This window comes from Desulforamulus reducens MI-1 (assembly GCF_000016165.1).
GTDB lineage: Bacteria > Bacillota > Desulfotomaculia > Desulfotomaculales > Desulfotomaculaceae > Desulfotomaculum > Desulfotomaculum reducens.
In genome coordinates this window covers 759,182-783,985 of the sequence record NC_009253.1, presented here as the reverse complement: position 1 = coordinate 783,985, position 24,804 = coordinate 759,182, and the positions used below count along the sequence as shown (strand labels likewise).

Here is a 24,804-nt window from a genome sequence, read left to right as displayed (position 1 = left end):
AATTCATTAATCTATGTCAATACTTTGATTAGATAACATTAACTAACTGCTAGTAAAGGAGCGCTAGAAAATGACTGAACTTACCATGTCACAATACTTTAAGGAAGTAAACAACCGCTTACCAGTGGAAGCAGAAAGAGTTCTGAGAGCTCTCATTGATGAAGGTAAAATGAATAAGGAAGAACTATCTTTAACTGCTAAAGTAAAAAGGGCTGTATTGGATCATGTTGTTATGCAATTGTTTGCCCTCGGTCTGGTAGAAGTAACTTCTGAAGGCAAGAGCAAAATTTGTTCTTTAACAAAACTGGGTGAAGAGTATCTTGACCTTATGAGAGAAGCTATCTAAGTAACGAGAAGAGGAACAAATCAGGGAAACCCTCAGAATGATGGGTTTCCCTGATTTGTTATTATAGAATCTTATTTAAGAAGGCTTTAGTACGCTCATGTTGAGGGTTTCCAAAAATTTGTTCTGGAGTTCCCTGTTCGATAACTTTCCCTTCATCAATAAATAAAACCCGATCCCCCACCTCACGGGCAAAGCCCATTTCATGCGTAACAACAACCATTGTCATACCTTCACGGGCTAAGTCTTTCATTACGCCCAGAACTTCTCCAACCATTTCAGGGTCCAGCGCAGAAGTTGGTTCATCAAATAACATAACCTTTGGTTTCATGGCAAGGGCCCGGGCAATGGCCACCCTTTGTTGCTGACCACCAGATAGCTGGTCGGGATAAACATCCTCTTTATCCTTTAAACCTACCTTCACCAGTAAATCCCGGGCAATGGCAGTGGCTTCATTGTTTGTAATCCCTTTTACTTTTGACGGGGCCAAAGTTATATTCTCAAGGGCCGTCTTGTGAGGGAACAAATTAAACCGTTGGAAAACCATCCCTACATTTTGGCGAATTTTATTAATGTCAGCACTCTTATCGGTTAAACACAGGTTATCAACAGTGATTTCCCCAGAGGTGGGTTCCTCTAATAAATTCAGGCAACGCAGAAAAGTACTTTTACCAGAACCGGAGGGTCCAATAATAACAACAACTTCCTGCTCTTTCACATGTAAATCAATGCCACGAAGGACCTGGAGTTGGCCAAAGCTTTTTTCAACATTTTTAGCTATGATCACCGGCCTGCAACCTCCTTTCCATGCGGTTGACAAAGAACTCGGATATAAACAGAGTCATCACAATATAGAAAATGGCCACTAGGAACCATATCTGAAAGGCTTTATAGGTGGTCGAAATATATAATTGACCACTCCGGGCAAGTTCTGCCATGCCAATGACCGAAACCAACGAGGTGTCTTTCATCATGGCAATAAATTCATTGCCCAGTGGAGGAATAACTCTCTTAAATGCTTGGGGTAGAATAACATACCTCATGGCTTGTATATGGGTCATACCCAATGACCGGGCGGCTTCCATTTGGCCTTTCTCAATGGACTGGATACCTGCACGGAATATTTCAGCACAGTAAGCACCACTGTTTAAGCTAAGGACCGCCACAGCAGACCAAAACCGATCAACCGGATGTCCAAGAATTTGGGGTAGACCAAAATAAATTAAAAATAATTGCACCAGTAAAGGCGAACCACGGAAAAATTCAATATATGTGATAGCAGGAATCTTAATCAACTTGATCCGGCTCATTTTACCCAGCCCAACAAATAACCCTATAATACAGCCAAAAAATACTGCTAAAGAAGTCAACTGAATAGTCAGTTTTAGACCCATCATTAATATTGGGAAAGCATCTTTCCAAATCTGTAAAAGCTCCATACCTTCACCTACCTCTTTCTTAATTGCATAAATATATGCGTAACAGTATTGTTACGCATACACTATTGTACATGATATCCTGTTGTCAGTCGACCTTTATTTTGGTTCTTCGCCAAACCACTTCTTGTAAATTTGATCATACTTACCATTTTCCTTTATTTTTTTCAGAGCAGCATTTAATTTTTCCACCGTCTCAGTTTTTCCCTTGGGAACAGCAATTCCATATTCTTCTGCTGAAAGAATTTCACCTACCATTTTTACCTCTTTATTACCCTGCTGTATAAAATATGCGCTTACAGGAAAGTCATTGACCACTGCATCCACAGCACCGTTTTTAAGTTCTAATAGAGCCTGATCTGCATTGGTAAAGTAAGTGATCTTGTCTTTATCTGTGATCTTTTCAGCCTGCAAAGCACCGGTGGTACCACTTTGCACAGCGATCTTCTTCCCTTTTAAATCTTCAAAGCCTTTAATTTCTGTATCTTTTGCCTGAACAGCAACAACAAGACCGGACTTATAATAGGGATCGGAAAAGTCTACTTCCTTTTTACGTTCATCTGTAATAGTCATAGCCGAAACAGCTGCATCAATTTGATTGGCTTGTAGGGCAGCAATTAGACCATCAAAACCCATGCTGCGAAATTCCAGTTCATATCCAGCTTCATCACAAAGAGCTTGGATTAATTCAACATCAAAGCCAACATATTTACCCGTTTTGGGGTCGGTAAATTCAAAGGGCGCAAAGGTAGCATCGGCTGCTGCAATTAGTTTGGGCTTAGCAGCATCCTTGGCTTGTTCTTTGGTAGGTTCACTGCCGTCGCAACCCACTGCAGCAACTGCCAAAGCCAGAACCAATACGGCCAGTAAAACAAACTTTAAAGTTTTCTTCATACGTATTCCCTCCCAAATTATTCTTCCAGGGTTGGTAACTTATTACATCAATGAATAATTAGTTACCAATGCTAATAAAAATTAAATTCGTCTTTCCTCGTCAAAATCCTTCTTTCAGACTCGTAATATTTTTATAATGTAATATTTTCTAGGACAACTGTAAATTGACAGTTAATCAACTGAGTGAGAAAATATACAGGAATATTTTTGCTGGAGGTGAATAAATGGCAAAAGCAATTCAAATACAGGCAGACCTAGCCCTGTTGGCGGTTACTTTTGTATGGGGCGTAACCTTTGTTGTCGTACAGGACGCGCTTTCCGGTATTGGCCCCTACTACTTTATTGGCATACGCTTCGCCATAGCCTTTGCTTTCCTGGCCCTAATCTATTGGAAAAGGTTGCAAAACTTAAATATTGAAACAATTAAGGCCGGCTTTATTATCGGTGCTTTTTTATTTGCCGGCTATGCCTTTCAAACCGTTGGTCTGCAATATACCACCGCTTCCAATGCTGGTTTCATTACAGGTTTGGCTGTGGTGCTTGTACCACTATTTTCATCCTTGATAACCTGGAAAATACCGGGTAATTCTGTTTTATTAGGCATCACCAGTGCCACAGTTGGGCTGGGCCTATTATCCTTGGGTAATAATCTAAGTATAAATTTTGGGGATATCCTTTGCTTTTTCTGTGCAGTATCCTATGCAGGACATATTATTTTGGTAGGAAAATATGCACCCACTCGTGATCCCATTTTATTGGCAATTCTTCAGGTAGGTGTAGTAGCCATCATTAGTCTAGGTTGCGGGTTGGCACTTGAAACCTTACCCGATGAATTTAGCCGCCCTGTCTTGAATGGTCTTTTTATTACTGCCATTCCTGCCACAGCTCTGGCCTTTTTAATTCAAAATTCGGTGCAACGGTTTACTTCAGCCACACACACGGCCATTATCTTCATCATGGAACCGGTTTTTGCGGCTGCAACTGGCTGGCTCTGGGCCGGAGAAATCTTGTCAGACCGTCAATGGGTTGGCTGTCTGTTGATTTTAACTGGTATGTTAATTGCTGAATTTAAAGACCACATTTCAACCGAAGCTCAGCCCAAGGAAGTTAAGGATACATAAAAGGAGGAGGGGAGATAATCCTCTTCTCCTTTTATGTGTTCGAAATTAGTGCAATGTGTAATTTCGGAACATTGTTGTTCTAAAAACTGTCACACCCGAATGTTCGAATACTATTGTTTAAGACAAGCCAGGCCAGCTATTATCTTGTTTTCCGTGTGTTTATCCGAACATTTTGTATATTCTAATATTGCAAAAAATATTTTTTTATTGGCATATTTTTTGCAATATTATGTTAAATGTTTTAACCAAACTTGCAGGAAAGGAGTTTTCCTATGGCTATCGTATATTTCGGGGGACCCCTTGATGAGATCAGAGCGATTATGGAAGCTGGACTACAAGCAAAACATCGGATTCGAGCCACTTTGTTAGAAGCCATGATTGACGCTCGAAATTCTGTAGGTTTAAATCGTCGTTTTAAGCCTGCTGTTCTTGTCATAGAACAACTCCCAGACACTGCCCTGCTCAATCAAAATAGCGATTTTTCTTTTCCTTGTATTAAAAATGTAAAATCTACAATCAAACGAATCTATTCTGTAAAAATCGATTTTAAGGCACCAAATCTGGCCAGCATAGCCGGTACTCTCTCCCCCTATGCAGTGTTGCAGGGCAAAAATGAAAAACACTCCTTCCATAAAGGAGTGGCCCGATAAACCTTTGTGACAGAGGGGGACGATTCTCCCTTGTCGCAAAAAACTGCCCCAGGGCAGAAGCATCCCTCGGTCTCATCAACTATATTTTTAATCTTTTGGCCCTTTGGGACAACTCCTTGAAATACATGATGTTGAACAGCCCTCTTCCAGGGGTTCCTTCGCCGCTTCACAGGGCTCACTATGAATTAATACCTGAACTTTCGATAACTCTTCCTCAATCTTTTCCTCAATCTGGTCACATAACAAATGAACTGTACCAATAGGCAAGTGCCTTGGTACCACCAAGTGAAGGTCCACGTAACGGTAAGGACCAGATTTCCGGGTGCGCAGACCATGGTACTCAATATATTGTCCCGCATGCCTTCTTAATACCTCTTTGATTTTTTCTTCTTCCTCCGGTGGTAAGCTAACATCCAGTATAACCCCTAAGGATTCTCGAATTAAATCAAAGCTTGCTTTTAGAATCAAAATACCCACTATAATTGCTATGATGGGATCCAGCAGAGTATATCCAGTTAAGTAAATGGTTCCTAACCCCGCAAAAACCCCCAGTGAAGTATAAACATCCGTTTTTAGGTGCCAGCCATCTGCCACCAGAGCCGGTGAATCGGTTTCTTTCCCCACGGCAATCAATCTTTTGGAAATAATAAAGTTAACTCCTGCGGAAAGAGCCATCACTGCAGCCCCCCAACCTAGGGATTCAATTTCACCGCCACCCCCTAGTATCTTCGGTACAGCCTGAATAAAAATGCCCACACCTGCAACAAGAATCAATAGGGCTTCTAAAATACCAGCCAGGTTCTCATATTTTCCATGCCCATAGTGGTGATCTTCATCGGCGGGCTTGCCCGATTGACGCACCGCCATGAAAGCAATTAGGGATGCAATTAAATCCAGTCCCGAATGAACCGCTTCGGATATCACCCCAACTGAGCCCATGCTCAAGCCCACCACCAATTTACCGATGGTTAAGCAGGTATTCGATATTATAGAAAGTCTTGCTACTTTTAATTTCTTCCTTTGTGTAGACTCCACCAGTTGCCTCCCAAAAAATAAAACCCGTGTGACTTCATCCTTTGAGGGTCAGATGAATCCCACGGGAGTCCGTTACCTGTGTCGGTCCGGCCTTTTAACGATGGCCTGACGGATAAAGTATATCATAGTATAAATATTTCTAGCAAGCACACTGCCTGCCCGTATTATTCCGGAAACCAACCCACTAGGGGCTTGCGAGCAGCCATTACTTCATCCAACCTCCGTATCGGTGTGGTGTAAGGGGCATTTCTTAACTTATCCGGGTTTTCTCTGGCCTCTGCCAATACCTTAATTAAATTATGAGCAAATTCATCCAGAGTTTCTTTGCTTTCCGTTTCCGTGGGTTCAAACATCAGAGCTTCTTCCACAATTAAAGGAAAGTAAACCGTAGGTGGGTGATAACCATAATCCAGAAGCCTTTTAGCAATATCCAGGGTTTTAATCCCCTGCTCCTTCATATCCTCAGGTGGGGAAACCACAAACTCATGCATACAAGTCCTTTGATAGGGAACCCGAAAATGGTCCGAAAGCTGTTTCATTAGATAGTTTGCATTTAGTACTGCGTGTTCTGAAACCTCTTTTAACCCCTTACCGCCCAAAGACCGCAAATAGGTATAGGCCTTAACAATAACACTAAAATTTGCAAAAAAGGCTTTAACTCGACCAATGGACTGGGGACGATGATAATCCGGCAGGTAGTTGCCTTCTCTTTGAATAATCACAGGTTTAGGAAGGAACGGTGCCAATTCAGCCTTTACACCTACGGGCCCAGAGCCTGGGCCTCCACCACCATGGGGTGTGCCAAAGGTTTTATGTAGATTCAGGTGAACCACATCGAAACCCATATCGCCAGGACGGGCATACCCCATAATAGCATTCAGGTTTGCACCGTCGTAATATAATAGTCCTCCGGCCTGGTGTACCAGTGCAGCAATTTCTGTAATATTATCTTCAAACAAGCCTAAGGTGCTTGGGTTCGTCAGCATGAGAGCCGCCACATCCGGCCCCAACAATTGCTTTAAAGCTGCGAGATCAACACCACCTCGTTGATCCGATTTTACTTCCACCACTTTAAAACCACAAAGGGCCGCTGTGGCTGGGTTGGTACCGTGAGCCGAATCCGGAACAATGACCTTGTTCCGCCCGGTCTCTCCCTTGCTTTCCAGGTAGGCCTTAATAATCAACATCCCAGTTAATTCACCCTGGGCCCCAGCAGCCGGCTGTAGGGTAAAGGCATCCATACCGGTGATTTCAGCAAGATCCTGCTGGGTTTCATACATCAGTTGCAGTGCCCCCTGGCTAATTTCATCGGGCTGATAGGGGTGAATATTGGCAAAGCCACTTAGCCCTGCTGCATCCTCTGCCACTTTGGGATTGTATTTCATGGTGCAGGAACCCAGAGGATAAAACCCCACATCCACTCCAAAGTTCATTCTGGATAGCCTGACAAAATGTCGTACAGCATCCCCTTCACTGACCTCCGGCAGCGGTACCTCTTGTTCCCTTATTAAATCCCTTGGCAACAATTCATGGGGGGGAATCTCTGGAACATCATTGGCCGGAAACAGGACACCCTGACGACCGGGTGAACCCAGTTCAAATATTAATTTTTCCGTCATGATATTGCCCCCAATCGTGCCGCCAGTAATTCTATTTCCCGGCGACTTCTTTTCTCTGTTACGCAAAATAACATATGTCCTGCTAACTCTGGGTAATAACCTCCTAAATCAAGACCACCCAGAATATTCTCCTTAAGGAGTTCTCGATTAATAACCTCTGGTGCTTCTTTAGTTTTTAATACAAATTCCTTAAACACTGGTGTCTGCCAGGGTAGTTGGTATCCTGGTAAAGCGGCCAGTAATTCCTTAGCATAGGCTGTCTTTTGTAGACATAATTCTGCTACCTGCTTGAATCCTTGCCGACCCACTAAGCTCAAATACACGGTGGCCGCCAGGGCACACAGGGCCTGGTTGGAACAAATGTTTGAAGTTGCTTTATCGCGGCGAATGTGTTGTTCCCGGGCCTGCAGGGTTAGTACATAGCCCCGGCGTCCTTCTACATCAACAGTTTGCCCCACTATTCGTCCCGGCATTTTGCGCAGATATTTGTCCTTGCATGCCATAAAACCAAGGTAGGGACCTCCGTAGGATAGGGGAATTCCCAGGGACTGTCCTTCCCCCACTACAATATCAGCACCACACTGGCCGGGCGATTTTAGGATTCCCAAGGCTATGGGATCCACACAAACCACCAGCAAGGCCCCCTTAGCATGGGCTTGCTCTGCAATTTTACCCAGATCCTCAATGCAACCAAAAAAATTTGGATACTGGACTAAGACTGCAGCTGTTTTTTTATCTAACTTTTGATCTATATCGGCCAGTTGGGACAACCCCTCCTGGTAAGCAATTTCAGATATTTCAATACCAGGACCGTGTAAGTAGGTTTTTACTACTTCCCGATATTCCGGGTGAAGGGTACTAGCTACCAGAACCTTATCACGCCGGGTAACAGCACAGGCCATCAAGGCCGCTTCAGCCAAAGCGCTGGCCCCATCATACATGGATGCATTTGCCGCATCCATACCAGTTAAGAGACAAATCATGCTTTGATACTCAAAGATACTCTGTAATACCCCTTGACTGATTTCTGGTTGGTAGGGGGTATAGGCTGTATAAAATTCTGAACGGGATAGAATATGTTTTACTGCACTGGGTATATAGTGGTCATAGGCCCCTGCCCCCAGAAAACAAATGGTTTGATCAACCCCTGTATTTAAGCCTGCTAGGGAGTTCATATGGCTCTGCAGCTCCATTTCAGACAAGCCACCCTCCACTGCCAGATCCCTATTGAGTCGCAGTTCTGAGGGAATATCCTTAAACAGTTGGTCTGTGTTTTCCACTGCCAAATGCTTTAGCATCTGGCGACGTTCTTCATCTGTATGAGGAATAAATTTCAACGTACCTACCTTCTTCCTCTTTAGGCTTCTATTAAAGCCTGATATTCCTCGGCACTCATTAGCTTCTCAATTTGGGACGGGTCGGACATTTCCACCATAATCATCCAGCCCTGGCCGTAGGGGTCCTGGTTAACAACCTCCGGTGAATCCATTGGTTCATTATTAACCTCTACTACCTGACCACTAACCGGTGCATACAAATCACTGGCTGTCTTTACGGACTCTACCACACCAAAGGGTTCTTCTACTTCAACAGCATCTCCGACAGAAGGGAGTTCAACAAACACAATATCCCCCAGGGAGTCCTGGGCGTAGTAGGTAATTCCAATAATAGCACGGTTTCCTTCAATTTTTACCCATTCATGTTCTTTGGTATACTTTAACTCAGAGGGTACTTTCATTTTCTAAACCTCCCGCTTATAAAATGGTTTTTTCACAATGCGTGCCTTTAATGGCTTGTTACGAACCATAATATTCAATTCTTTGCCTACATCTGCAAATGGTATTTCAACATAACCCAATCCCATATTTTTTCCCAGGGTTGGTGCAAAGGTTCCAGAGGTAATCCACCCTACTTCTTGACCTTCTTTAAAAATAGCGTATCCCTGACGAGGAATGCCCCGGTCAATCATCTCTAGTCCCACTAACTGATAGGTAGTTCCTGCTTCCTTCTGTTTCAGCAAAGGTTCTTTCCCTACAAATTCCGGTTTATTAAATTTTACCGTCCAGCCCAATCCGGCCATCAGTGGAGAAATATCATCGGTTAATTCATGACCATAGAGTGCCAGGCAAGCTTCAAAGCGCAAAGTATCTCTGGCTCCAAGGCCCACAGGTCTTAGGCCATCTGTGGCTCCGGTTGCCATAATCGCCTGCCAAACCCTTTCCGCATGGGACGCCGGAAAATATAGTTCAAAACCTGCTTCGCCAGTATAACCGGTACGGGAAATCAGACAGTGAATACCCTCAACGGCTCCATAGACAAAGCAAAAGGATTTTATATGGCTTAGGTCCACTGCAGTCAACCTCTGTAAAATTTTTTCTGCCTGTGGCCCTTGTAGTGCCAATTGACAAGTTACCTCTGAAACATTTTGTATCTCTACACCTGGTACCTGCTGACTGACAATCCAATGAAAATCCTTATCTGTATTAGAGGCATTAACTACCAACAAGTATTGTTGATCTTCCAGTTGATATACTAATAAATCATCAACGGTACCTCCCTGGGGATTACACATGGGGGAATAAATTGCACACCCCGGTTTTAATCTGGATATATCGTTGGTTACCAGCCTTTGAACAAACTCCCTGGCAGTTGGGCCAGAGATTTGTATTTCACCCATGTGGGATACATCAAATAACCCCGCAGCGGACCGCACAGCCTGATGTTCGGCAATAATTCCTTCATACTGTACTGGCATCAACCAACCGCCAAATTCCACCATCTTAGCTCCAGCTGCCAGATGGATGTTGTACAAAGGTGTACGTTTTAGTTCCTGCATTTTTCCACCTCCCTGTAGTATTATGTTCTAAACAAAATACCTATACGCTAACAAAAACAAAAAGGACGGAGTTATACCTATGCTGGTATAACTCTGTCCTTGTAACCTGAGAGATGACTTCCTTTGAAGCTTCCCCTTTGGTGTCTTGCCTAACTGCCATTGGCAAGAACTCTCCAGAGTTCCGTCCGATCGCAGTCCCTTTGCCTGAGAGTTTAACCAGTCTTACACAGCGTCTGTAAACCAGATTGCTCCTTCGGCGCCCCGAGGGGTCTCTCCCACGATCATCATCCGTTTTCATTTTGACTTTTCTAACTATTTCTAGCTTTTTTCACCATTTCCTTTTAGTGAAAAAAATATTTAATCCTTTCTTAGTTGTTTTCTTTTATTCAATATACTATATCAAATAGCCCGGTAGTTTCATAATAATTTTGTACTTACCGGGCATAATGTACTTACCGGGGTTCTAAATGGTTTCTCCCAATGCTAGATCTTGAAGAAAGTCGGCGCCTTTGTCCTTTCATCCCTTCGTGGGTCTGCGATGAAAGGTTTACAACCGCTCCACTGACCATTATGGACCCCCATAAGAGCCCCCCTTCGGGGGGTTCTCTTATGGGCAGATCAGAAGTATAAAACTTTCTGATCTGCATAAGGGTAAACTAGCTTCCGCCAACGTCTAAAAAGACTTGGCAGAAGCCAAGTTTTTCTAAGGAGGTTATCATGGTTTCCATCATTACAAAATTAGACAATCAGATTAAAAAGAAAAAAGAAAGTAAACATGCTATTAAAGGTGAAAAAAAACCTACTCCTATGGACCTTTTAAAAATGGAAATTGCCGAGGAATTGGGACTGGCGGATAAGGTTAAAAAAGAAGGCTGGGGTGGCTTGACATCCATAGAGTCGGGACGAATCGGCGGTATTATTACCCAGCGGGCAAAAAAGGGACTTATTGATTTGGATGCTCTGCGGGCAGAGGAGTGAAAAGAGTTACCTCACTGGGAGGTAACTCTTTTGATTTATCTATGCAGTATGATGTTCTTTTACCACCGTTGCACAACGGGGGCAGAGGGTTGCGTGTTCGGCATCGTTGCCTACTTCTTCGTGGTACATCCAACAGCGTTCACACTTACCACCTTCAGCAGTAGCCACTTGAAGAGCCAATTCCAACTCTTCCGCTTTTACGGCATCTGCGGGAGCTGCCGCCAGCCCATGCAGGTTCACCTTGGAAACAATGAACAGAGTAGTTAATTCTGCTGCCATTGGTTTAAGAACTTCTTCCACATCCCCGGCAACATAAAGGTCTACTTTTGCCTCCAATGCATTACCAATCACCTTGTTCTTACGAGCTACTTCCAGTGCCTTCAGTACCTCTTTGCGGATTTCATGAATTTTATCCCACTTCTTCTCTAACTCTACATCCATATATTCAACATTCACTTCCGGCATATCCAGCATTTGTACACTGGCCAAACGGTCTCCTACCACCGGCATATATTTGTAAATTTCCTCGGTGGTAAAGGCAAGTACTGGTGTCAACAGGCGAACCAAGGCATCCAGTGCCTCATAAAGAACAGTCTGAGCAGCCCGACGTTCCAGCGAGCCTGGAACTGCAGTGTAGAGACGGTCCTTAATAATATCTAAGTAGAAAGCACTGAGGTCTACTACGCAGTAATTGTGTACAGCGTGGTAAACAATATGGAACTCATAATTTTCATAGGCAGCCAAAACTTGTTTAATTAACTTGTGCAACTCCATCAGGGCCACACGGTCCAGTTCCGGCAGCTTATCATAGGCCACTTTGTCTTTCACCGGGTCAAAGTCATATAGGTTACCCAGCAGAAACCTAGCTGTATTTCTAATCTTACGGTAAGACTCGGTCATCTGTTTTAAAATATTCTGGGATAAAGCCAGATCTGCTCGGTAATCAGCAGAAGAAACCCACAGTCGCAGAATATCCGCACCCATTTGACTGCAAATTTTTAAAGGATCCACCACATTACCAAGGGATTTAGACATTTTACGTCCCTTCTCATCCACTGTGAAACCATGGGTCAACACAGTTTTATAGGGCGGCTTACCTGTGACGGCCACTGAGGTGGACAAAGAGGAATTAAACCAACCCCTATGCTGGTCACTGCCCTCCAGATAAAGGTCGGCAGGCCGTTGCTGTTCCGGCCAAAGCTCCGGCTGATTTAACACAGCCAGGTGACTGGAGCCAGAGTCAAACCAAACATCCATGGTATCAGTTTCTTTGCGGAAATCCTTACCCTTACCACAGTGAGGACAAGTCAGACTGGCCGGCACCAATTCATTAGCTTCCTTGGCAAACCAGATATCAGACCCATGCTCCCTGAACAACTTTTCAATATGAGAAATGGTTTCCTCCGTGATAATTTCTTTACCACAATCATTGCAATAAAAAATAGGAATAGGTACACCCCAGGTGCGTTGACGGGATACGCACCAGTCACCACGGCCTTCTACCATATTGTAAATACGATCTTCACCCCAGGATGGTACCCATTTTACATTACGGATAGCCTGCAAAGCTTCCTGTCGGAAACCGTCCACCGAGGCAAACCACTGTTCAGTGGCCCGGAAGAAAATGGGCTGCTTGCAGCGCCAGCAATGGGGGTACTGGTGTTTAATGCTAACATGCCCCATTAAAGCATCCCGTTCTTTTAATTCTTCAATAATAGTCTTGTTGGCGTCCATAATAAACTGTCCCTGAAACTTGCCTCCCTCAGAGGTAAACCTACCCCGGTTATCTATGGGAGCCAGCACCGGCAGTTCATATTTTTTACCAACCATAAAGTCTTCCTCACCATGTCCGGGAGCCGTATGCACAGCGCCGGTACCGGCATCTAAGGTTACGTGTTCACCCAAAATTACCAGCGACTCGCGCTCATCAATAAAGGGATGTTGGCAAACTACCCGCTCCAGTTGCTCTCCTTGATAGGTCGCTAGGATTTCTGCTTCTTCAGCACCTACGGCCTGTTTAAAGGATTCCAGCAGTTCCTTGGCCACTACAATCTTCTGGTTCTGTACAGCAGCCAGTACATATTCAAATTCAGGATGAACACTGATAGCTACGTTAGCAGGCAATGTCCAGGGAGTGGTGGTCCAAATAACCACTGCAGCATCCTGGGGTAAAACGCCCTTGCCATCTTTAACAGGGAATTTTACATAAATAGACGGAGAGGTTTTATCAGCATATTCCACTTCGGCTTCGGCCAGAGCAGTTTCACAGCTGGCACACCAATATACAGGCTTCAGGCCCTTATAAATATAGCCTTTCTTGGCCATTTCACCAAAGACTCGAATTTGAGTAGCTTCATATTGGGGTAACAAAGTGTAATAGGGGTTTTCCCAGTCTCCCCGGACACCCAAACGCTGGAATTCCTCACTTTGGGTATTGGCCCATTTCAGGGCATAATCTTTGCATTTAGCCCTAAATTCCACCGGATTAACTTGGTGACGGTTAATACCCAGTTGTTTAATGGCCTGCTGCTCAATGGGTAAACCGTGGGTATCCCAACCAGGTACATAGGGGGCATCATAACCACTCATGGAACGATATTTGACAATTATATCCTTTAATACTTTGTTAAGGGTATGGCCCAGGTGAATGTGTCCATTGGCATAGGGAGGTCCATCATGTAATATAAACTTTGTTTTGCCTTTGTTTTTTTCCTGCACCTTTTTATACAGGTCAATTTCTTGCCAGTACTTTTGTGTTTCCGGTTCCCTCTGGGGCAAATTACCTCTCATGGGAAATTGTGTTTGGGGTAAATTTAAGGTTTTACTGTAATCCACGTAAGTTCACTCCTGACATTTACATAATTTGTCAAAAAATAAAAGCCCGTCCCAAAGGGACGAGCTGTTTTACCCGCGGTACCACCCTAATGAACAGGATTATTTCCCGAACACTCGATACACTGATAACGGAGTGTAGCCGGCCAAAACTACTCCCTGTTTTACAGGTTTCAAAAGGCACCTCCCGGGTGATCTTCAAAGGATGGCACTGATCCGGATTCCACCAGGCACCGGACTCTCTGTACAGCTTCCATCAATTTACTATCCCGTTCAAGGGTACTCAAAATATTAATAAACAGCACTATTATAACCAAATCCGACAGGAAGGTCAACATTCCCAAGAAACTGTTCATATCCATAGGGTGAATGGTTGTTCATGGGTAGACCCTACTTCAAGATAAATCGTGCCTGTTTCTCGGTGACCCCCTGTATGTGGACTAGCTTATTGCGTCCGGTATGTCCGGCTATGATTTCTACCTTCGATTTTGCCACTCCGAAGAGTTCCCCAAAAAACTTGCAGCAGGCTTCGTTAGCAGCTCCGTCCACCGGTGGTGCCGTAAGGCGCACTTTAAGGGCCCCCTCCATCTCCCCGGCTAGGCTGTTCTTGGAAGCCCTAGGCTGAACCCGTACTTTTACCACCACACCATTTTGATCCTCTTTTATATCAAACATCCATTACACTCCTATGAAAAAACAGCATCCTATTAAAAAGGCCATAAAATTCTTAGCAAAGTAGCTGTTAAACTACATTTATGCAGTATGCTCCTCATCCACCGTCCCGAGTTTGCCCTCTACCATCTCCAACTGGGCCTCCAGCAGGGCTTTAAACTTCACCTTAAACACATTGGCCTGTTTTTCCAAACGTCGGTATTCTTCTAAGATGGCTCCAACTCTTTCTTCAGCCATTTTCAACATATTTTCAGCTTTGTGGGTAGCATCTTTAACCATACGTTCTGCCTCTTCCTCGGCCTTTTGCGTAATGGCTCTGGAAGAGACCTCAGCCTGCTCCAACATAATTTTTGATTCCCGTTCAGCATTATTCTTCATATCTTCCGCACTTTTTTGAGCCATTACTAAGGTACGCTGTAAAGCATCCTCCAGGTCCCGGTAGTGAACAATGCTTTCCTCGCTCTGACTTAGTCGTTCTTTTAATTCATGGTTTTCCACATATAATTTCTCATAATTGTCTTTTATTTTCTGAACCCACAGGTCAACTTGTTTAGCATCATAGCCCCTTAGGGATTTAGCAAACTCCTTAGCCTGAATCTCCATTGGCGTTAAATAACTCATTACGAAACACCCCCGTTGCCTTCTAGCCCGAGTATCTTCAGGGCTATAAATATCGTTTTAATACTATACTTATTCGGCCACTTTTCGTGTTTCCTTTAACTTCTGCTATTTCGACCCTACCCCGCCCTCGTATAGAAAGCATATCACCACTTTTTACCGAAGCAGCAACATCCGAGCAGGAATGCCAATTTAAGTTCAATCTTTCTGCTTGTATTTCCCTGGCAATACGGCTTCTGGATGTGCCAAAGCCTGCGGCAGCCACTGTATCCAATCTTAGGGAAGCCACGGTGGTTTTTATTTCCTTAACCTTTAACTCCGGCAGTTTCAATTCTTCCGGACAAATTTCTCTTACTTCCACCCGAACTTTATGAACCTTCGTCAAGTTTGCCATCAAGTAGGGAGCAATCTCCCGGGCCACCATGACTTGGCATCCCTTATCTGAAACAATTAAATCCCCAACCATTTCTCGCTTAATACCCAGTCCCAAGAGAGAACCTAGAAAATCCCTATGATTAACCTTCACCATTTTAAAATTACCCTCCACGGCTAACAGGGTAATTTCATAGTCAAAAACCTCACCCTCCAGGTAATCGGGGAAAATGACCGTACGAACCCTTTCCGACAGATCATATCCCCCATAGGATGCAAAGTCGATATCCTGAATCCGTTCTAGTATAGAAGCGATAAGACCCGTATGATACGGGTCATAAAAAGATGTCAACAGTGGGCGATGGTTTCTTAAAACGGTTTCCGCAGAATCTAAAACCTTGGCCAACACAGCCTTTTCCTCCGGATTTTTTAAATAACCCAAAAGGGAAGCTCGCTCCAATCTCATTTTATCTTACCAAGTTAAAGACAAAGGATTGAATCATTCGCAATACCAGAAACGCCGCAATGGGGGAAATATCAACCATGCCAAGGGGCGGGATAATACGCCTGAAAATATTCAAATAAGGGTCCGTGGTTTCATAGAGAAATCGAACAATTGGGTTATAGGGATTGTGTGGAAACCAGGACATCAAGATTCTTATTAACAACATCATTTCGTAGACCCAAAAGGCCACATCAAGAAAGGAAAATAAACTATTCATGGTTCACCCCGTTATATTTACAACATTTTGAAAAGCCTTATACTTGGGCTGCACAAAGCTGCCTCTAGGAACCCAGACAAGCGGTAATTTTTAAAGTTTCCCGCACAAGATTAGGACTTTGCCCAGGCAAAAATACTTTTTTCTTTGGTTTCTCTGGCTGTATCATTGGCTATGTCAATATTACTGGGTACAAAAAGAAAAATGTTTTGCCCGACCTTCTGCATATCCCCATTTAAAGCAGCGGTTGCCCCACTGATAAAATCCACAATTCGGCGGGCCTGTTCAGCCCCGGCCTTTTCTAGATTCACCACAACCGCCCTTCGATTCTTGAGGTTATCTGCTATATTTTGTGCTTCATCAAAGGAAGCAGGATCGCAAACCACCACTCGCAACTGGCGTCCAGAGTGAATACTAACCACCTGTGCGTTTTTTCTTTTGATCTGCTGCAGGGTTTCTGTTTTCTCCACTGCTTCCCTTTCTCTATCCACCTGCTGTTCTTCCGTCTCATCGAAACCAATGAATCCCAGAATTTTATCAAACATTCCCATAGCCATTCCATCACCCTCCTTTATAACCGCCGGCTGCCAAAGATAGCTGTTCCTATCCTTACCAAAGTCGCCCCTTCTTCAATGGCAACTTGATAATCATTGGTCATACCCATGGATAGTTGCTCCATTTTTACACCTGGAACCTCCTGTAAATCAGTGGCAAGTTCCCTTAACTGCCTGAAAACCGGTCGGACCTCCTCTGGGTTTTCCACCAACGGGGCTATGGTCATTAGCCCCTGTATTGAAATACCCGATAACCCGGCAACTTCCGTAATAAAATCTCTAACTTCTTGCACGGCCATGCCAAACTTGGTTTCTTCCCCGGCCACATTAACCTGAACCAGTGCTGGAGTCACAATACCAGCCTCCAAAGACCTCTTGTGAATCTCTTCAGCCAATGACCACCGGTCCAGAGAATGCAACAGTGTTACCTCTCCTGTAATATACTTTACTTTATTTGTTTGTAGGTGACCGATAAGATGCCAGCGGGCTCCTGGTACCTCGGGTAATTTATTTCGAAATTCTTGCACCCTGTTTTCTCCCAGATCGCCCACACCAGCATCTATACATTCTCTGGCCTTATCTGCTGATACAGTCTTGGTTACCGCAATTAATCGAACTGATGCAGGATCTCTGCCGGCCCTTAAGGCACTCTCAATAATTTTTCCTTTTATTACCGATATGTTTTCAGCAATACTCAAAGTCATTCCCGCCTTTTTAAAGCTTATCACCCTCCCGGGCAAACCTTGGATTTATTACATAGGATATGCCCGGTTGTATGTCTGCCCCTTCTATCACTGCCTGTCCACCTAAACGTCCCTTTACTTTTACAGGAACCCAGTGAACTAAGCCCTTCCAAATAATAAATAAACCTTCTTCATTACCCTGAGTCACCAAGGACTCATCCTTTACTAACAGCCCTTCCATTTTACCTAGGGAAAATTGAAATTTAACTCTACGGTTATGCAAAATCAGATCGGGATAATTCTTTAATACAAGAAGGAAACCCTTTGTTTCATCATTCAATAATTTTTCTACCCTGGCCAAGATGGTTTGATTTTGCCACAGCAACTTTAGCTCTGGTTCCTTTCGCTGTTCAATCTTTTTATAATCCTCAGCCTTAAGAGTCCCAAAGAGAAAAACAGGTGACAGGTTATCAATTACTTTGGCCACTGGGGCACCCTTCTCCACATTCCCCTCAGTCAAAGCTTGACCTCTATTACTTATTTTATCCATAGATGGTATTTCAACACCATCTAAATTACCAGGCATTAAAATTGTTTCTAGGCCATCCACATGATTACACAGCATACCACCCACGGAGGCTTTCACTGCATATTGCTTGACACCAGATACTGTGTCCATGCTAGGAGCCTCCAGCACCCCGAGGGTTGTCCCCACTTTAACCCTTTGACCATCCGAAATGGAATATTTCATGGTCCCTTTTAGGGGGGACTTTATTAAATATTCTTGTTTAATTAAAATACCTTCCGTACTAATATTCTCTGTCAATTCTCCCGGTTGCATAATCTCAACGTTAATCAGAGTTCTATAAATAAGGGATTTTAACCCAAGGAAAAACCAAATGGCAACCAGCAAGATTATTAAAAAAAATAGTAACTTTTTTATTTTAATTAAACGGGTTTTTCTGGTTCTTCTTCTTTTTGTCTTGGTACTGGACTCTTCTGTCAAAAACATCACCTGCCTAAATATGCCAGTTAAATGTTTTCGACAAGGCAGTAAAGAATTCCTTTGTAAAAAAAACGCCCTTTAGGGCGTTTTTTATTTCCGTTAGTTTAGTTCCTTCCATTCACCGGTAGCCTGAAATATTACTGCCTCGCCTATATTGGTAGCGTGATCCGCAATGCGCTCTAGGAATCTTGCTACGAAAAGCAAATAGGTTGCCTGACCAATGGTATCCGGGTCTTTTTTCATAAAGGACACTAAATGCTTAAAGGTTTGATGATAAATATGATCCACTTCATCATCGGCTGCACACATTTCTCTTGCTTTCTCCGGATCATTATTTACATAGGCATCTAAGCCGTCTTTTACCATTTGTTGGGCAAGTTTTGCCATAGCAGTTATACCAACCAAGGGTTTAATAAGTTTCTGCTCTGCCAGGCACATGGTAACCCGAGCAATATCCACCGAGTGATCTGCCATCCGTTCCAAACTAATGATAATTCGAATACCTGTAATTAATATACGTAAATCCTTAGCCATGGGTTGTTGAGTAGCAATAATTTTTATTATCTTGTCTTCAATTTGAAAACGCATTTCATCAACCACATCATCGCCTTCAATAATTTCCCCGGCCAAGATGGGATCCTGGGTAGCCAATGATTTTACTGCATCAAAAATGGATTTCTCCACCACACTTGCCATCCGTAGCACATCCTGCTGCAGGTCTGCCAGCGCTTTATCAAAGGATTGACGAGTAGTCAAAACAGAAGTTCCCCCTTATATTTAAATTTTAACCGAAACGTCCGGTGATATAATCCTCCGTCCGATTGTCCCTTGGTCCGGTAAAAATCAATTCCGTATTGCCAAACTCAACCAATTCACCATTTAAGAAAAAGGCTGTGCTGTCAGAAACCCTAGCTGCCTGCTGCATGTTATGGGTTACTATGACAATGGTATATTTATTTTTAAGTTCCCTGATTAATTCTTCCACCTTTAAGGTGGAAATGGGGTCCAGGGCAGAGGTGGGTTCATCCATCAGCAGAACTTCTGGTTCCACGGCCAGTAATCTGGCAATACATAGGCGTTGCTGCTGGCCACCAGAAAGACCCAGGGCAGATTTATGCAATCGATCCTTAACCTCATCCCAAAGGGCTGCTGACTTTAGACTGTTTTCAATAATTTCATCCAGCACACGCCGATCCTTTTCTCCATGAATTCGAGGACCATAGGCAATATTTTCAAAAACCGTCATGGGGAAAGGGTTTGGTCTTTGAAAAACCATACCAATCTTTTTACGTAAAGCCACCACATCCACATCAGGGCCATAAAGGTCCTTTCCATCCAGAAGAGCCTTCCCTTCTACCCGTACGCCTTCAATTAAGTCATTCATACGATTCAAGGTCCTTAAAAAGGTAGATTTACCACAACCAGAAGGGCCAATCAGTGCTGTTACTTTCTTCTCCTCAATATCTAAGTTTATATTTAATAGGGCTTGAAATTCGCGATAAAATAAGTTCAGATCTTGGACAGTTATTTTGTAGGTCAAAGTTTTGCCTCCCTGTATAAAAATGAGAAACGAGAGGTAAGAGGTGTAATAATATAATTATTGTCACTCCTTACCTCTCACTTCACACTGATCAAAGTTTAACAAGGTCATGTTATGCATCCGTTTATATAATGTTAAAATCCCGTTAACAAAATTAACATAGCCGGGAATTATTCCTTAAGGGGCAAGGAAAAAGAAAATTGACTGCCTGAAGAATCACTCTCCACACGAATCTTTCCGCCATGAGCTTCCATAATATGTTTACAGATGGACAGTCCAAGACCCGTTCCCCCCATTTCCCTACTTCTGGCCTTGTCAACCCGATAAAATCTCTCAAAGACCCTGGGTATACTCTCTATGGGAATGCCAATACCTGTATCGGAAACAGTCACTGTTACTTCGTGCTCGTTAAATTTAACAGATATATGAACCGTCCCACCAGTTAGTGTGTACTTGATGGCGTTGTCCACCAAATTGATCATAACCTGGGATAAAAAACCTTGATCACCGGGTACCAAAGGTAGTTTCGGTGATATCTCCGTTGTTATTTGGATGTTCTTTTCCAAAGCCCGCCCCTCAAACATGGTGATAGTATTGCCAATAACTTCAGCTAAATCCACAGGCTGTTTATTCAATTTGGTACGCCGATCTTCCAGACGGGACAGCTTCAACAGGTCATCGATAATATTTGCCAAACGCTTTCCTTCTGCACTGATAATCTCCAGAAAATTTCGGGCAATGATAGGTTCTTCAATGGCGCCATCTAACAAGGTTTCCACAAAACCGTTAATGGATGTAAGGGGAGTTCTTAATTCATGAGAAACATTTGCCACAAATTCTGTCCTCATCCTTTCCAGCTTACGCCTCTCGGTCACATCTGTTATCAGTCCCACCACACCAATCTTCTCATCATTATTTCCTTTAAGAGGTGTAACATGAATGTTAAATAATCTGGGCTGTGGTGTCAGTACTTGTAACTCACTGTTCATAACCGGCTGCATACTGTGCAAGGCCCTAATAAATAATTCTTCTAACTCATGATTACGGATCACTTTAATTATCTTGTTACCAAGCCAATTGGTCTCTTTAATTTTAAATATCTCCTCCACAACCGGGTTAATAAGTATCACTTGCCCGTATTTATCAAGGGCAATAACACCGTCCGCCATACTGTTTAATATGGCCCTGGCACGGTTACGTTCCTCTGTAATAACAATGAGGTTTTTTCTAAGTTCCCGGGCCATGTAGTTAATACTCCAGGCCAGGTCATCCAGTTCTTCTTCACCTTCCACCCGAATCTCCGTATCCAAAAATCCCCCTGCCATTTCCTGGGCCACGGAAGTAATTTGTTCTACCGGAGTAATTAACCGTCGGTTGGTTAGCCAGGCCATAAACACTGTGGCCCAAAAGGCCCCCAGCAATACAGTAAGGATATTGATTATGTTAAGATAAAAGAGAACAGACAGACAAACAAAGATAAAGAAAAGGCTAGCATAACTACCAATAGTACGCTGCCTTATACCTTTAAGCACTACCTATACCTCCTTGAACCGATAGCCTACTCCACGTACAGTTTCAATAAACTGAGGTGCATCGGGAAGTTGCTCTAGCTTCTGCCTTATGTGGCGGATGTGAACATCCACCGTTCTTGAATCCCCAGAGAAATCATAGCCCCAAATTTGCTCCAGTAGAAAATCCCTGGTAAACACCTTGCCCGGGTTCCTAGCCAGATACCGCAATAATTCAAACTCCTTTGGTGTAAGATCCTGTTTAATCCCGTTATACGAAACAACAAAGCGGTCTTGATCAATCACCAGCTTACCTACCGTAATTCTACCTGCATCTTCTAAAACTTGATTTTCCACAGTTTGTCGCCTTAGGCGTGCCTTTATACGTGCAATGAGTTCCCGTGGGCTAAAGGGCTTGGTAATATAATCATCGGCCCCCATCTCCAGGCCTAAAACCTTATCCAACTCTTCACCTCTGGCACTAAGCATAATAATAGGAATGGAACGGGTAGCAGCATCTTGATGAAGATAGCGGCATACAGACAGTCCATCCTGCCCGGGCAACATAATATCCAGTAAAATAATATCGGGAACTTCGCTTTTGGCCATGTCTAGGGCAATATCTCCGTTCGCCGCCTGTATAACTTGAAAGCCTTCTCGCTCAAGGTTATACTTGATTAATTCGCGAATGGGTTGTTCATCTTCAACCACAAGAATTTTGGGCATCGCATTTCTCCCTCTTTCGTATCATTACTTGATCATAATTAAGGACGCCATACGGCCAGTTTTTCCTTTATCTGCACGGTGGGAAAAAAACATATCGTTATGACAGGCGGTGCACAAGCCCGCCACAACGATATGTTCTGGCTTGACCCCTACCTCTAATAAAACCTGACGATTGGTTTCCCATAAATCTAACTGCCAGTGACCCACACCCACAGGCTTCAATAGCTCCTGCCACTGTTTAAACTGGCTTGCTACCCTTTGTTGAACCGGTTCATCTACTTGATAACAGCAGGCACCAATGGATGGTCCAACTCCCACCAGTATATCCCCGGGAATACTGCCAAAGACCTCGCTCATACGTTTAACGGTCTCAGCGGCAATGCGCTGGACAGTTCCCCGCCAACCGGCATGGGTTAAACCCACACATATTTTTACTGGATCATAGAAGAGGATTGGTACACAGTCCGCATAATAGCTGGAAAGGGGTACCCCGGGGGAATTTGTAATTAAAGCATCTGCATCTGGCAGGGCCGTATCATACTGCAAGGCTCCCCTTCCACGATGTTCCGGTCCAACAACTTCCACCCTCTTACCATGTACCTGGATTGCTGCAACAAGTTGTTCGGAATCAATACCCAGAGCCTGGCAAGCGATCTTACGGTTGGCCCTAACATGTGCAGGATTATCCTCCACATGCAGGGCCATATTCAAATCATCAAAGGGTTCTTTACTGACTCCCCCCTGCCTGGTAGTAAAACCGTGAATAATCCTATGGCATTGAGCAAAAGAATTAAACTGAATAAATTGGCAACAACCCTTTTGGACAACAGTTATTTCTGGCATTTAGTTCCTCCCATCTTTAACTGATATCGACCTCAACGTCTGCCTGAACAGTCTCATTAATCTGGGCCTCTAACTCAGCCAGTTGGCGTAACAACACAGAATACTTGGCAGGAGACAACTGGCCTTGGAGGATTCCTTGCATCTTTTCGGTAATATTTCTCCATGTTTGAACCAAAACTTCCGGTACCTGTTTTTGCTCCCCAGGGGTTAGCTCCACCTTTTCCAGCCAACCGGGTACATAGGTTTCTGTTCCCCCATCCCTTATTAAAGCTGCCAAGTTATCAGCAGCCTTTGCTTCACCATGTACTACAAATACTTTCTTTAACTCTGGGGAGAATTGCTTAACCCAGTTTAATAATGCAGGTTGATCTGCATGGGCTGAATAACCATCGATATGGCGAATGTCTGCCTTTACTACAATCTCTTCCCCATGAATACGTACGGCCTTTTCACCGGAAAGAATGCGACGTCCCAGGGTTCCTTCGGCTTGATAACCTACAAATAAAACCATGCACTCCGGACGCCAGAGATTATGGCGCAGGTGGTGCTTAATTCGCCCAGCATCGCACATGCCGCTGGCAGAGATAATTATGGCACGGCCCTTGAAAAAATTAAGCTCCCTTGATTCTTCCACTGTCAAAGAAGTTTTTATATTGGGCATTTCCAAGGGGTTATGCCCCTGGGCAATCAATTCCCTGGTTTCCCGATCATAAAGTTGGCTGTTATTTCGGAAGATTTCCGTAGCACGAATGGCCATTGGACTGTCAATATAAATTGGCATTTCGGGAATGGCCCTTTGTACGTGTAATTTATTAATGCTGTAGAGAATGTCCTGGGTTCGCCCAGCAGCAAAGGCAGGTATAATTAATTTACCGCCCCTATGATAAGTATCTTTAATGGCCCTTTGCAAGAGTTCTAATTTATTATCGCTATCCTGATGAACACGGTTACCATAGGTAGATTCCATGATGACATAGTCAGCATCAACAATAAAAGAAGGATCTTTAATAAAGGGTTGATTGGTATTACCAATATCACCGGAAAAGACCAGCTTAGTTTCCTTGCCATTCTCTTTCACCCACATTTCAATCATGGATGATCCTAGGATATGTCCTGCATCACGGAAACAAACACGTATGTCCGAGCTGATGGTTATTATTTCATTATAATTGGCTCGTTCAAAATAATTTAAAGCCCGTTCACCATCCTCCGCCGTATAAATGGGCTCAATTAACTTACGTCCCTGACGACGGTACTTACGATTTTTCCGTTCAACTTCCATCTCTTGTATATGCCCGCAGTCCGGCAACAGTATTTCACATAAATCTACTGTGGCAGAAGTTGCAATAACTTTTCCTTTAAAACCCTGCTTTATAAATTTTGGCAATAATCCACTATGGTCAATATGGGCATGGGTTAATAAAATGAAATCCACACTGGAAGGTGCCAGGGGAAAATTACGGTAGTTTCGTTCTTTAATTTCTTTTGAGCCTTGGAATAAACCACAATCCACCAGTAGACGAGTGGCACCTGCCTCCACTAAAAAACAAGAACCTGTAACGGTTTGAGCAGCTCCCAAAAATTGAATATACATAGCATAACCTCCCCATTCAATAACATTACTACTTATTTCTTGATAATATTACGAAAACCTTTATTCATTGGCAAGGTTCTTCATAATAGGACAATCAGTCCTTATAAAGGATCCTATTTAATAAATATCAATTTTCAGCAAATTTCCTAAATCAGAAAGCTTGACAAATTGGAAGGTTAGTCATACTCTAAGTATGGTCATACCATAGATGTTTAACACGGAGGT

The 24,804-nt window shown here is 43.5% G+C and carries 26 protein-coding genes, 2 riboswitches and 1 other annotated feature; of the genes, 4 read left to right on the top strand and 22 right to left on the bottom strand.

The annotated features are described in order from the left end of the window. The first annotated feature begins 70 nt into the window (after positions 1–70). Positions 71–346: a hypothetical protein gene (locus tag DRED_RS03920; RefSeq protein ID WP_011877105.1), complete on the top strand. Its 276-nt coding sequence runs from the start codon at positions 71–73 to the stop codon at positions 344–346. 61 nt (positions 347–407) lie between these two features. Here DRED_RS03920 and DRED_RS03915 read toward each other — a convergent pair whose 3' ends face one another. The 3 genes from DRED_RS03915 to DRED_RS03905 all read right to left on the bottom strand — a co-directional run bounded on the left by DRED_RS03915 (position 408) and on the right by DRED_RS03905 (position 2,673). After that, positions 408–1,130, bottom strand: coding sequence for an amino acid ABC transporter ATP-binding protein (locus DRED_RS03915; RefSeq protein ID WP_011877104.1), 723 nt, complete (start codon positions 1,128–1,130; stop codon positions 408–410). Beyond that, positions 1,117–1,782, bottom strand: a complete 666-nt coding sequence (locus tag DRED_RS03910; protein WP_011877103.1) for an amino acid ABC transporter permease — start codon at positions 1,780–1,782, stop codon at positions 1,117–1,119. Before DRED_RS03910 ends, DRED_RS03915 begins: the two co-directional genes overlap by 14 nt. Before the next feature lie 96 nt (positions 1,783–1,878). Further along, positions 1,879–2,673 carry a basic amino acid ABC transporter substrate-binding protein gene (locus DRED_RS03905; protein WP_011877102.1) on the bottom strand — a complete coding sequence of 265 codons (795 nt, stop codon included), beginning with the start codon at positions 2,671–2,673 and terminating at the stop codon, positions 1,879–1,881. A gap of 224 nt (positions 2,674–2,897) precedes the next feature. Between DRED_RS03905 and DRED_RS03900 the strand changes: the two genes are divergently transcribed. Both DRED_RS03900 and DRED_RS03895 read left to right on the top strand, forming a co-directional pair. Beyond that, on the top strand, positions 2,898–3,794 hold the full coding sequence (locus DRED_RS03900; protein WP_011877101.1) for a DMT family transporter: 897 nt from the start codon (positions 2,898–2,900) through the stop codon (positions 3,792–3,794). Between the two features lie 272 nt (positions 3,795–4,066). Continuing rightward, positions 4,067–4,444, top strand: coding sequence for a hypothetical protein (locus DRED_RS03895; RefSeq protein ID WP_011877100.1), 378 nt, complete (start codon positions 4,067–4,069; stop codon positions 4,442–4,444). Between the two features lie 87 nt (positions 4,445–4,531). On the opposite strand, the gene DRED_RS03890 is transcribed toward DRED_RS03895, so the two are convergent. The 5 genes from DRED_RS03890 to gcvT all read right to left on the bottom strand — a co-directional run bounded on the left by DRED_RS03890 (position 4,532) and on the right by gcvT (position 9,934). Further along, positions 4,532–5,479: a cation diffusion facilitator family transporter gene (locus tag DRED_RS03890; protein WP_011877099.1), complete on the bottom strand. Its 948-nt coding sequence runs from the start codon at positions 5,477–5,479 to the stop codon at positions 4,532–4,534. Positions 5,480–5,643: 164 nt separating this feature from the next. Continuing rightward, positions 5,644–7,098 (bottom strand): aminomethyl-transferring glycine dehydrogenase subunit GcvPB, encoded by a 1,455-nt coding sequence (gene gcvPB / locus DRED_RS03885; RefSeq protein WP_011877098.1) that lies wholly within the window; start codon positions 7,096–7,098, stop codon positions 5,644–5,646. Beyond that, entirely contained in the window at positions 7,095–8,435 is a 1,341-nt protein-coding gene (gene gcvPA, locus DRED_RS03880) for an aminomethyl-transferring glycine dehydrogenase subunit GcvPA (protein WP_011877097.1), read from the bottom strand. Before gcvPA ends, gcvPB begins: the two co-directional genes overlap by 4 nt. Before the next feature lie 20 nt (positions 8,436–8,455). Next, the gene (gene gcvH, locus DRED_RS03875; RefSeq protein WP_011877096.1) at positions 8,456–8,836 is read right to left on the bottom strand and encodes a glycine cleavage system protein GcvH; all 381 of its coding nucleotides are present in this window, start codon (positions 8,834–8,836) and stop codon (positions 8,456–8,458) included. A gap of 3 nt (positions 8,837–8,839) precedes the next feature. Further along, positions 8,840–9,934, bottom strand: a complete 1,095-nt coding sequence (gcvT, locus tag DRED_RS03870; protein WP_011877095.1) for a glycine cleavage system aminomethyltransferase GcvT — start codon at positions 9,932–9,934, stop codon at positions 8,840–8,842. Between the two features lie 89 nt (positions 9,935–10,023). After that, positions 10,024–10,115, bottom strand: a riboswitch (glycine riboswitch). A 1-nt stretch (position 10,116) separates the two neighbouring features. Beyond that, positions 10,117–10,222, bottom strand: a riboswitch (glycine riboswitch). 429 nt (positions 10,223–10,651) lie between these two features. Here gcvT and DRED_RS03865 point away from each other — a divergent pair. Then, positions 10,652–10,912 (top strand): alpha/beta-type small acid-soluble spore protein, encoded by a 261-nt coding sequence (locus DRED_RS03865; RefSeq protein WP_011877094.1) that lies wholly within the window; start codon positions 10,652–10,654, stop codon positions 10,910–10,912. A 39-nt stretch (positions 10,913–10,951) separates the two neighbouring features. On the opposite strand, the gene ileS is transcribed toward DRED_RS03865, so the two are convergent. The 14 genes from ileS to DRED_RS03790 all read right to left on the bottom strand — a co-directional run bounded on the left by ileS (position 10,952) and on the right by DRED_RS03790 (position 24,579). Beyond that, positions 10,952–13,747, bottom strand: a complete 2,796-nt coding sequence (gene ileS / locus DRED_RS03860; protein ID WP_011877093.1) for an isoleucine--tRNA ligase — start codon at positions 13,745–13,747, stop codon at positions 10,952–10,954. A 52-nt stretch (positions 13,748–13,799) separates the two neighbouring features. Next, positions 13,800–14,030: a binding site (T-box leader), on the bottom strand. Between the two features lie 104 nt (positions 14,031–14,134). After that, entirely contained in the window at positions 14,135–14,419 is a 285-nt protein-coding gene (locus DRED_RS03850; RefSeq protein WP_011877092.1) for a DUF167 domain-containing protein, read from the bottom strand. 78 nt (positions 14,420–14,497) lie between these two features. Beyond that, complete coding sequence (locus tag DRED_RS03845) at positions 14,498–15,037, bottom strand: DivIVA domain-containing protein (protein WP_011877091.1); 540 nt, start codon at positions 15,035–15,037, stop codon at positions 14,498–14,500. 43 nt (positions 15,038–15,080) lie between these two features. Next, positions 15,081–15,872, bottom strand: a complete 792-nt coding sequence (locus tag DRED_RS03840) for a YlmH family RNA-binding protein (protein WP_041274428.1) — start codon at positions 15,870–15,872, stop codon at positions 15,081–15,083. Position 15,873: 1 nt separating this feature from the next. Beyond that, positions 15,874–16,128 carry a YggT family protein gene (locus DRED_RS03835; RefSeq protein ID WP_011877089.1) on the bottom strand — a complete coding sequence of 85 codons (255 nt, stop codon included), beginning with the start codon at positions 16,126–16,128 and terminating at the stop codon, positions 15,874–15,876. Between the two features lie 110 nt (positions 16,129–16,238). Next, positions 16,239–16,682, bottom strand: coding sequence for a cell division protein SepF (locus DRED_RS03830; protein ID WP_011877088.1), 444 nt, complete (start codon positions 16,680–16,682; stop codon positions 16,239–16,241). A 14-nt stretch (positions 16,683–16,696) separates the two neighbouring features. Beyond that, positions 16,697–17,377 (bottom strand): YggS family pyridoxal phosphate-dependent enzyme, encoded by a 681-nt coding sequence (locus DRED_RS03825; RefSeq protein WP_011877087.1) that lies wholly within the window; start codon positions 17,375–17,377, stop codon positions 16,697–16,699. Positions 17,378–17,393: 16 nt separating this feature from the next. After that, positions 17,394–18,374: a biotin/lipoyl attachment domain-containing protein gene (locus DRED_RS03820; protein WP_041274427.1), complete on the bottom strand. Its 981-nt coding sequence runs from the start codon at positions 18,372–18,374 to the stop codon at positions 17,394–17,396. Positions 18,375–18,467: 93 nt separating this feature from the next. Next, complete coding sequence (gene phoU, locus DRED_RS03815) at positions 18,468–19,124, bottom strand: phosphate signaling complex protein PhoU (RefSeq protein ID WP_011877085.1); 657 nt, start codon at positions 19,122–19,124, stop codon at positions 18,468–18,470. A 28-nt stretch (positions 19,125–19,152) separates the two neighbouring features. After that, complete coding sequence (gene pstB / locus DRED_RS03810; RefSeq protein WP_011877084.1) at positions 19,153–19,908, bottom strand: phosphate ABC transporter ATP-binding protein PstB; 756 nt, start codon at positions 19,906–19,908, stop codon at positions 19,153–19,155. A gap of 170 nt (positions 19,909–20,078) precedes the next feature. Then, positions 20,079–21,440, bottom strand: a complete 1,362-nt coding sequence (pnpS, locus tag DRED_RS03805; protein ID WP_011877083.1) for a two-component system histidine kinase PnpS — start codon at positions 21,438–21,440, stop codon at positions 20,079–20,081. A gap of 3 nt (positions 21,441–21,443) precedes the next feature. After that, entirely contained in the window at positions 21,444–22,142 is a 699-nt protein-coding gene (locus DRED_RS03800; RefSeq protein WP_011877082.1) for a winged helix-turn-helix domain-containing protein, read from the bottom strand. 24 nt (positions 22,143–22,166) lie between these two features. Then, complete coding sequence (pgeF, locus tag DRED_RS03795; RefSeq protein ID WP_011877081.1) at positions 22,167–22,985, bottom strand: peptidoglycan editing factor PgeF; 819 nt, start codon at positions 22,983–22,985, stop codon at positions 22,167–22,169. A 16-nt stretch (positions 22,986–23,001) separates the two neighbouring features. Continuing rightward, positions 23,002–24,579 carry an MBL fold metallo-hydrolase RNA specificity domain-containing protein gene (locus tag DRED_RS03790; protein WP_011877080.1) on the bottom strand — a complete coding sequence of 526 codons (1,578 nt, stop codon included), beginning with the start codon at positions 24,577–24,579 and terminating at the stop codon, positions 23,002–23,004. Positions 24,580–24,804 lie beyond the last annotated feature (225 nt).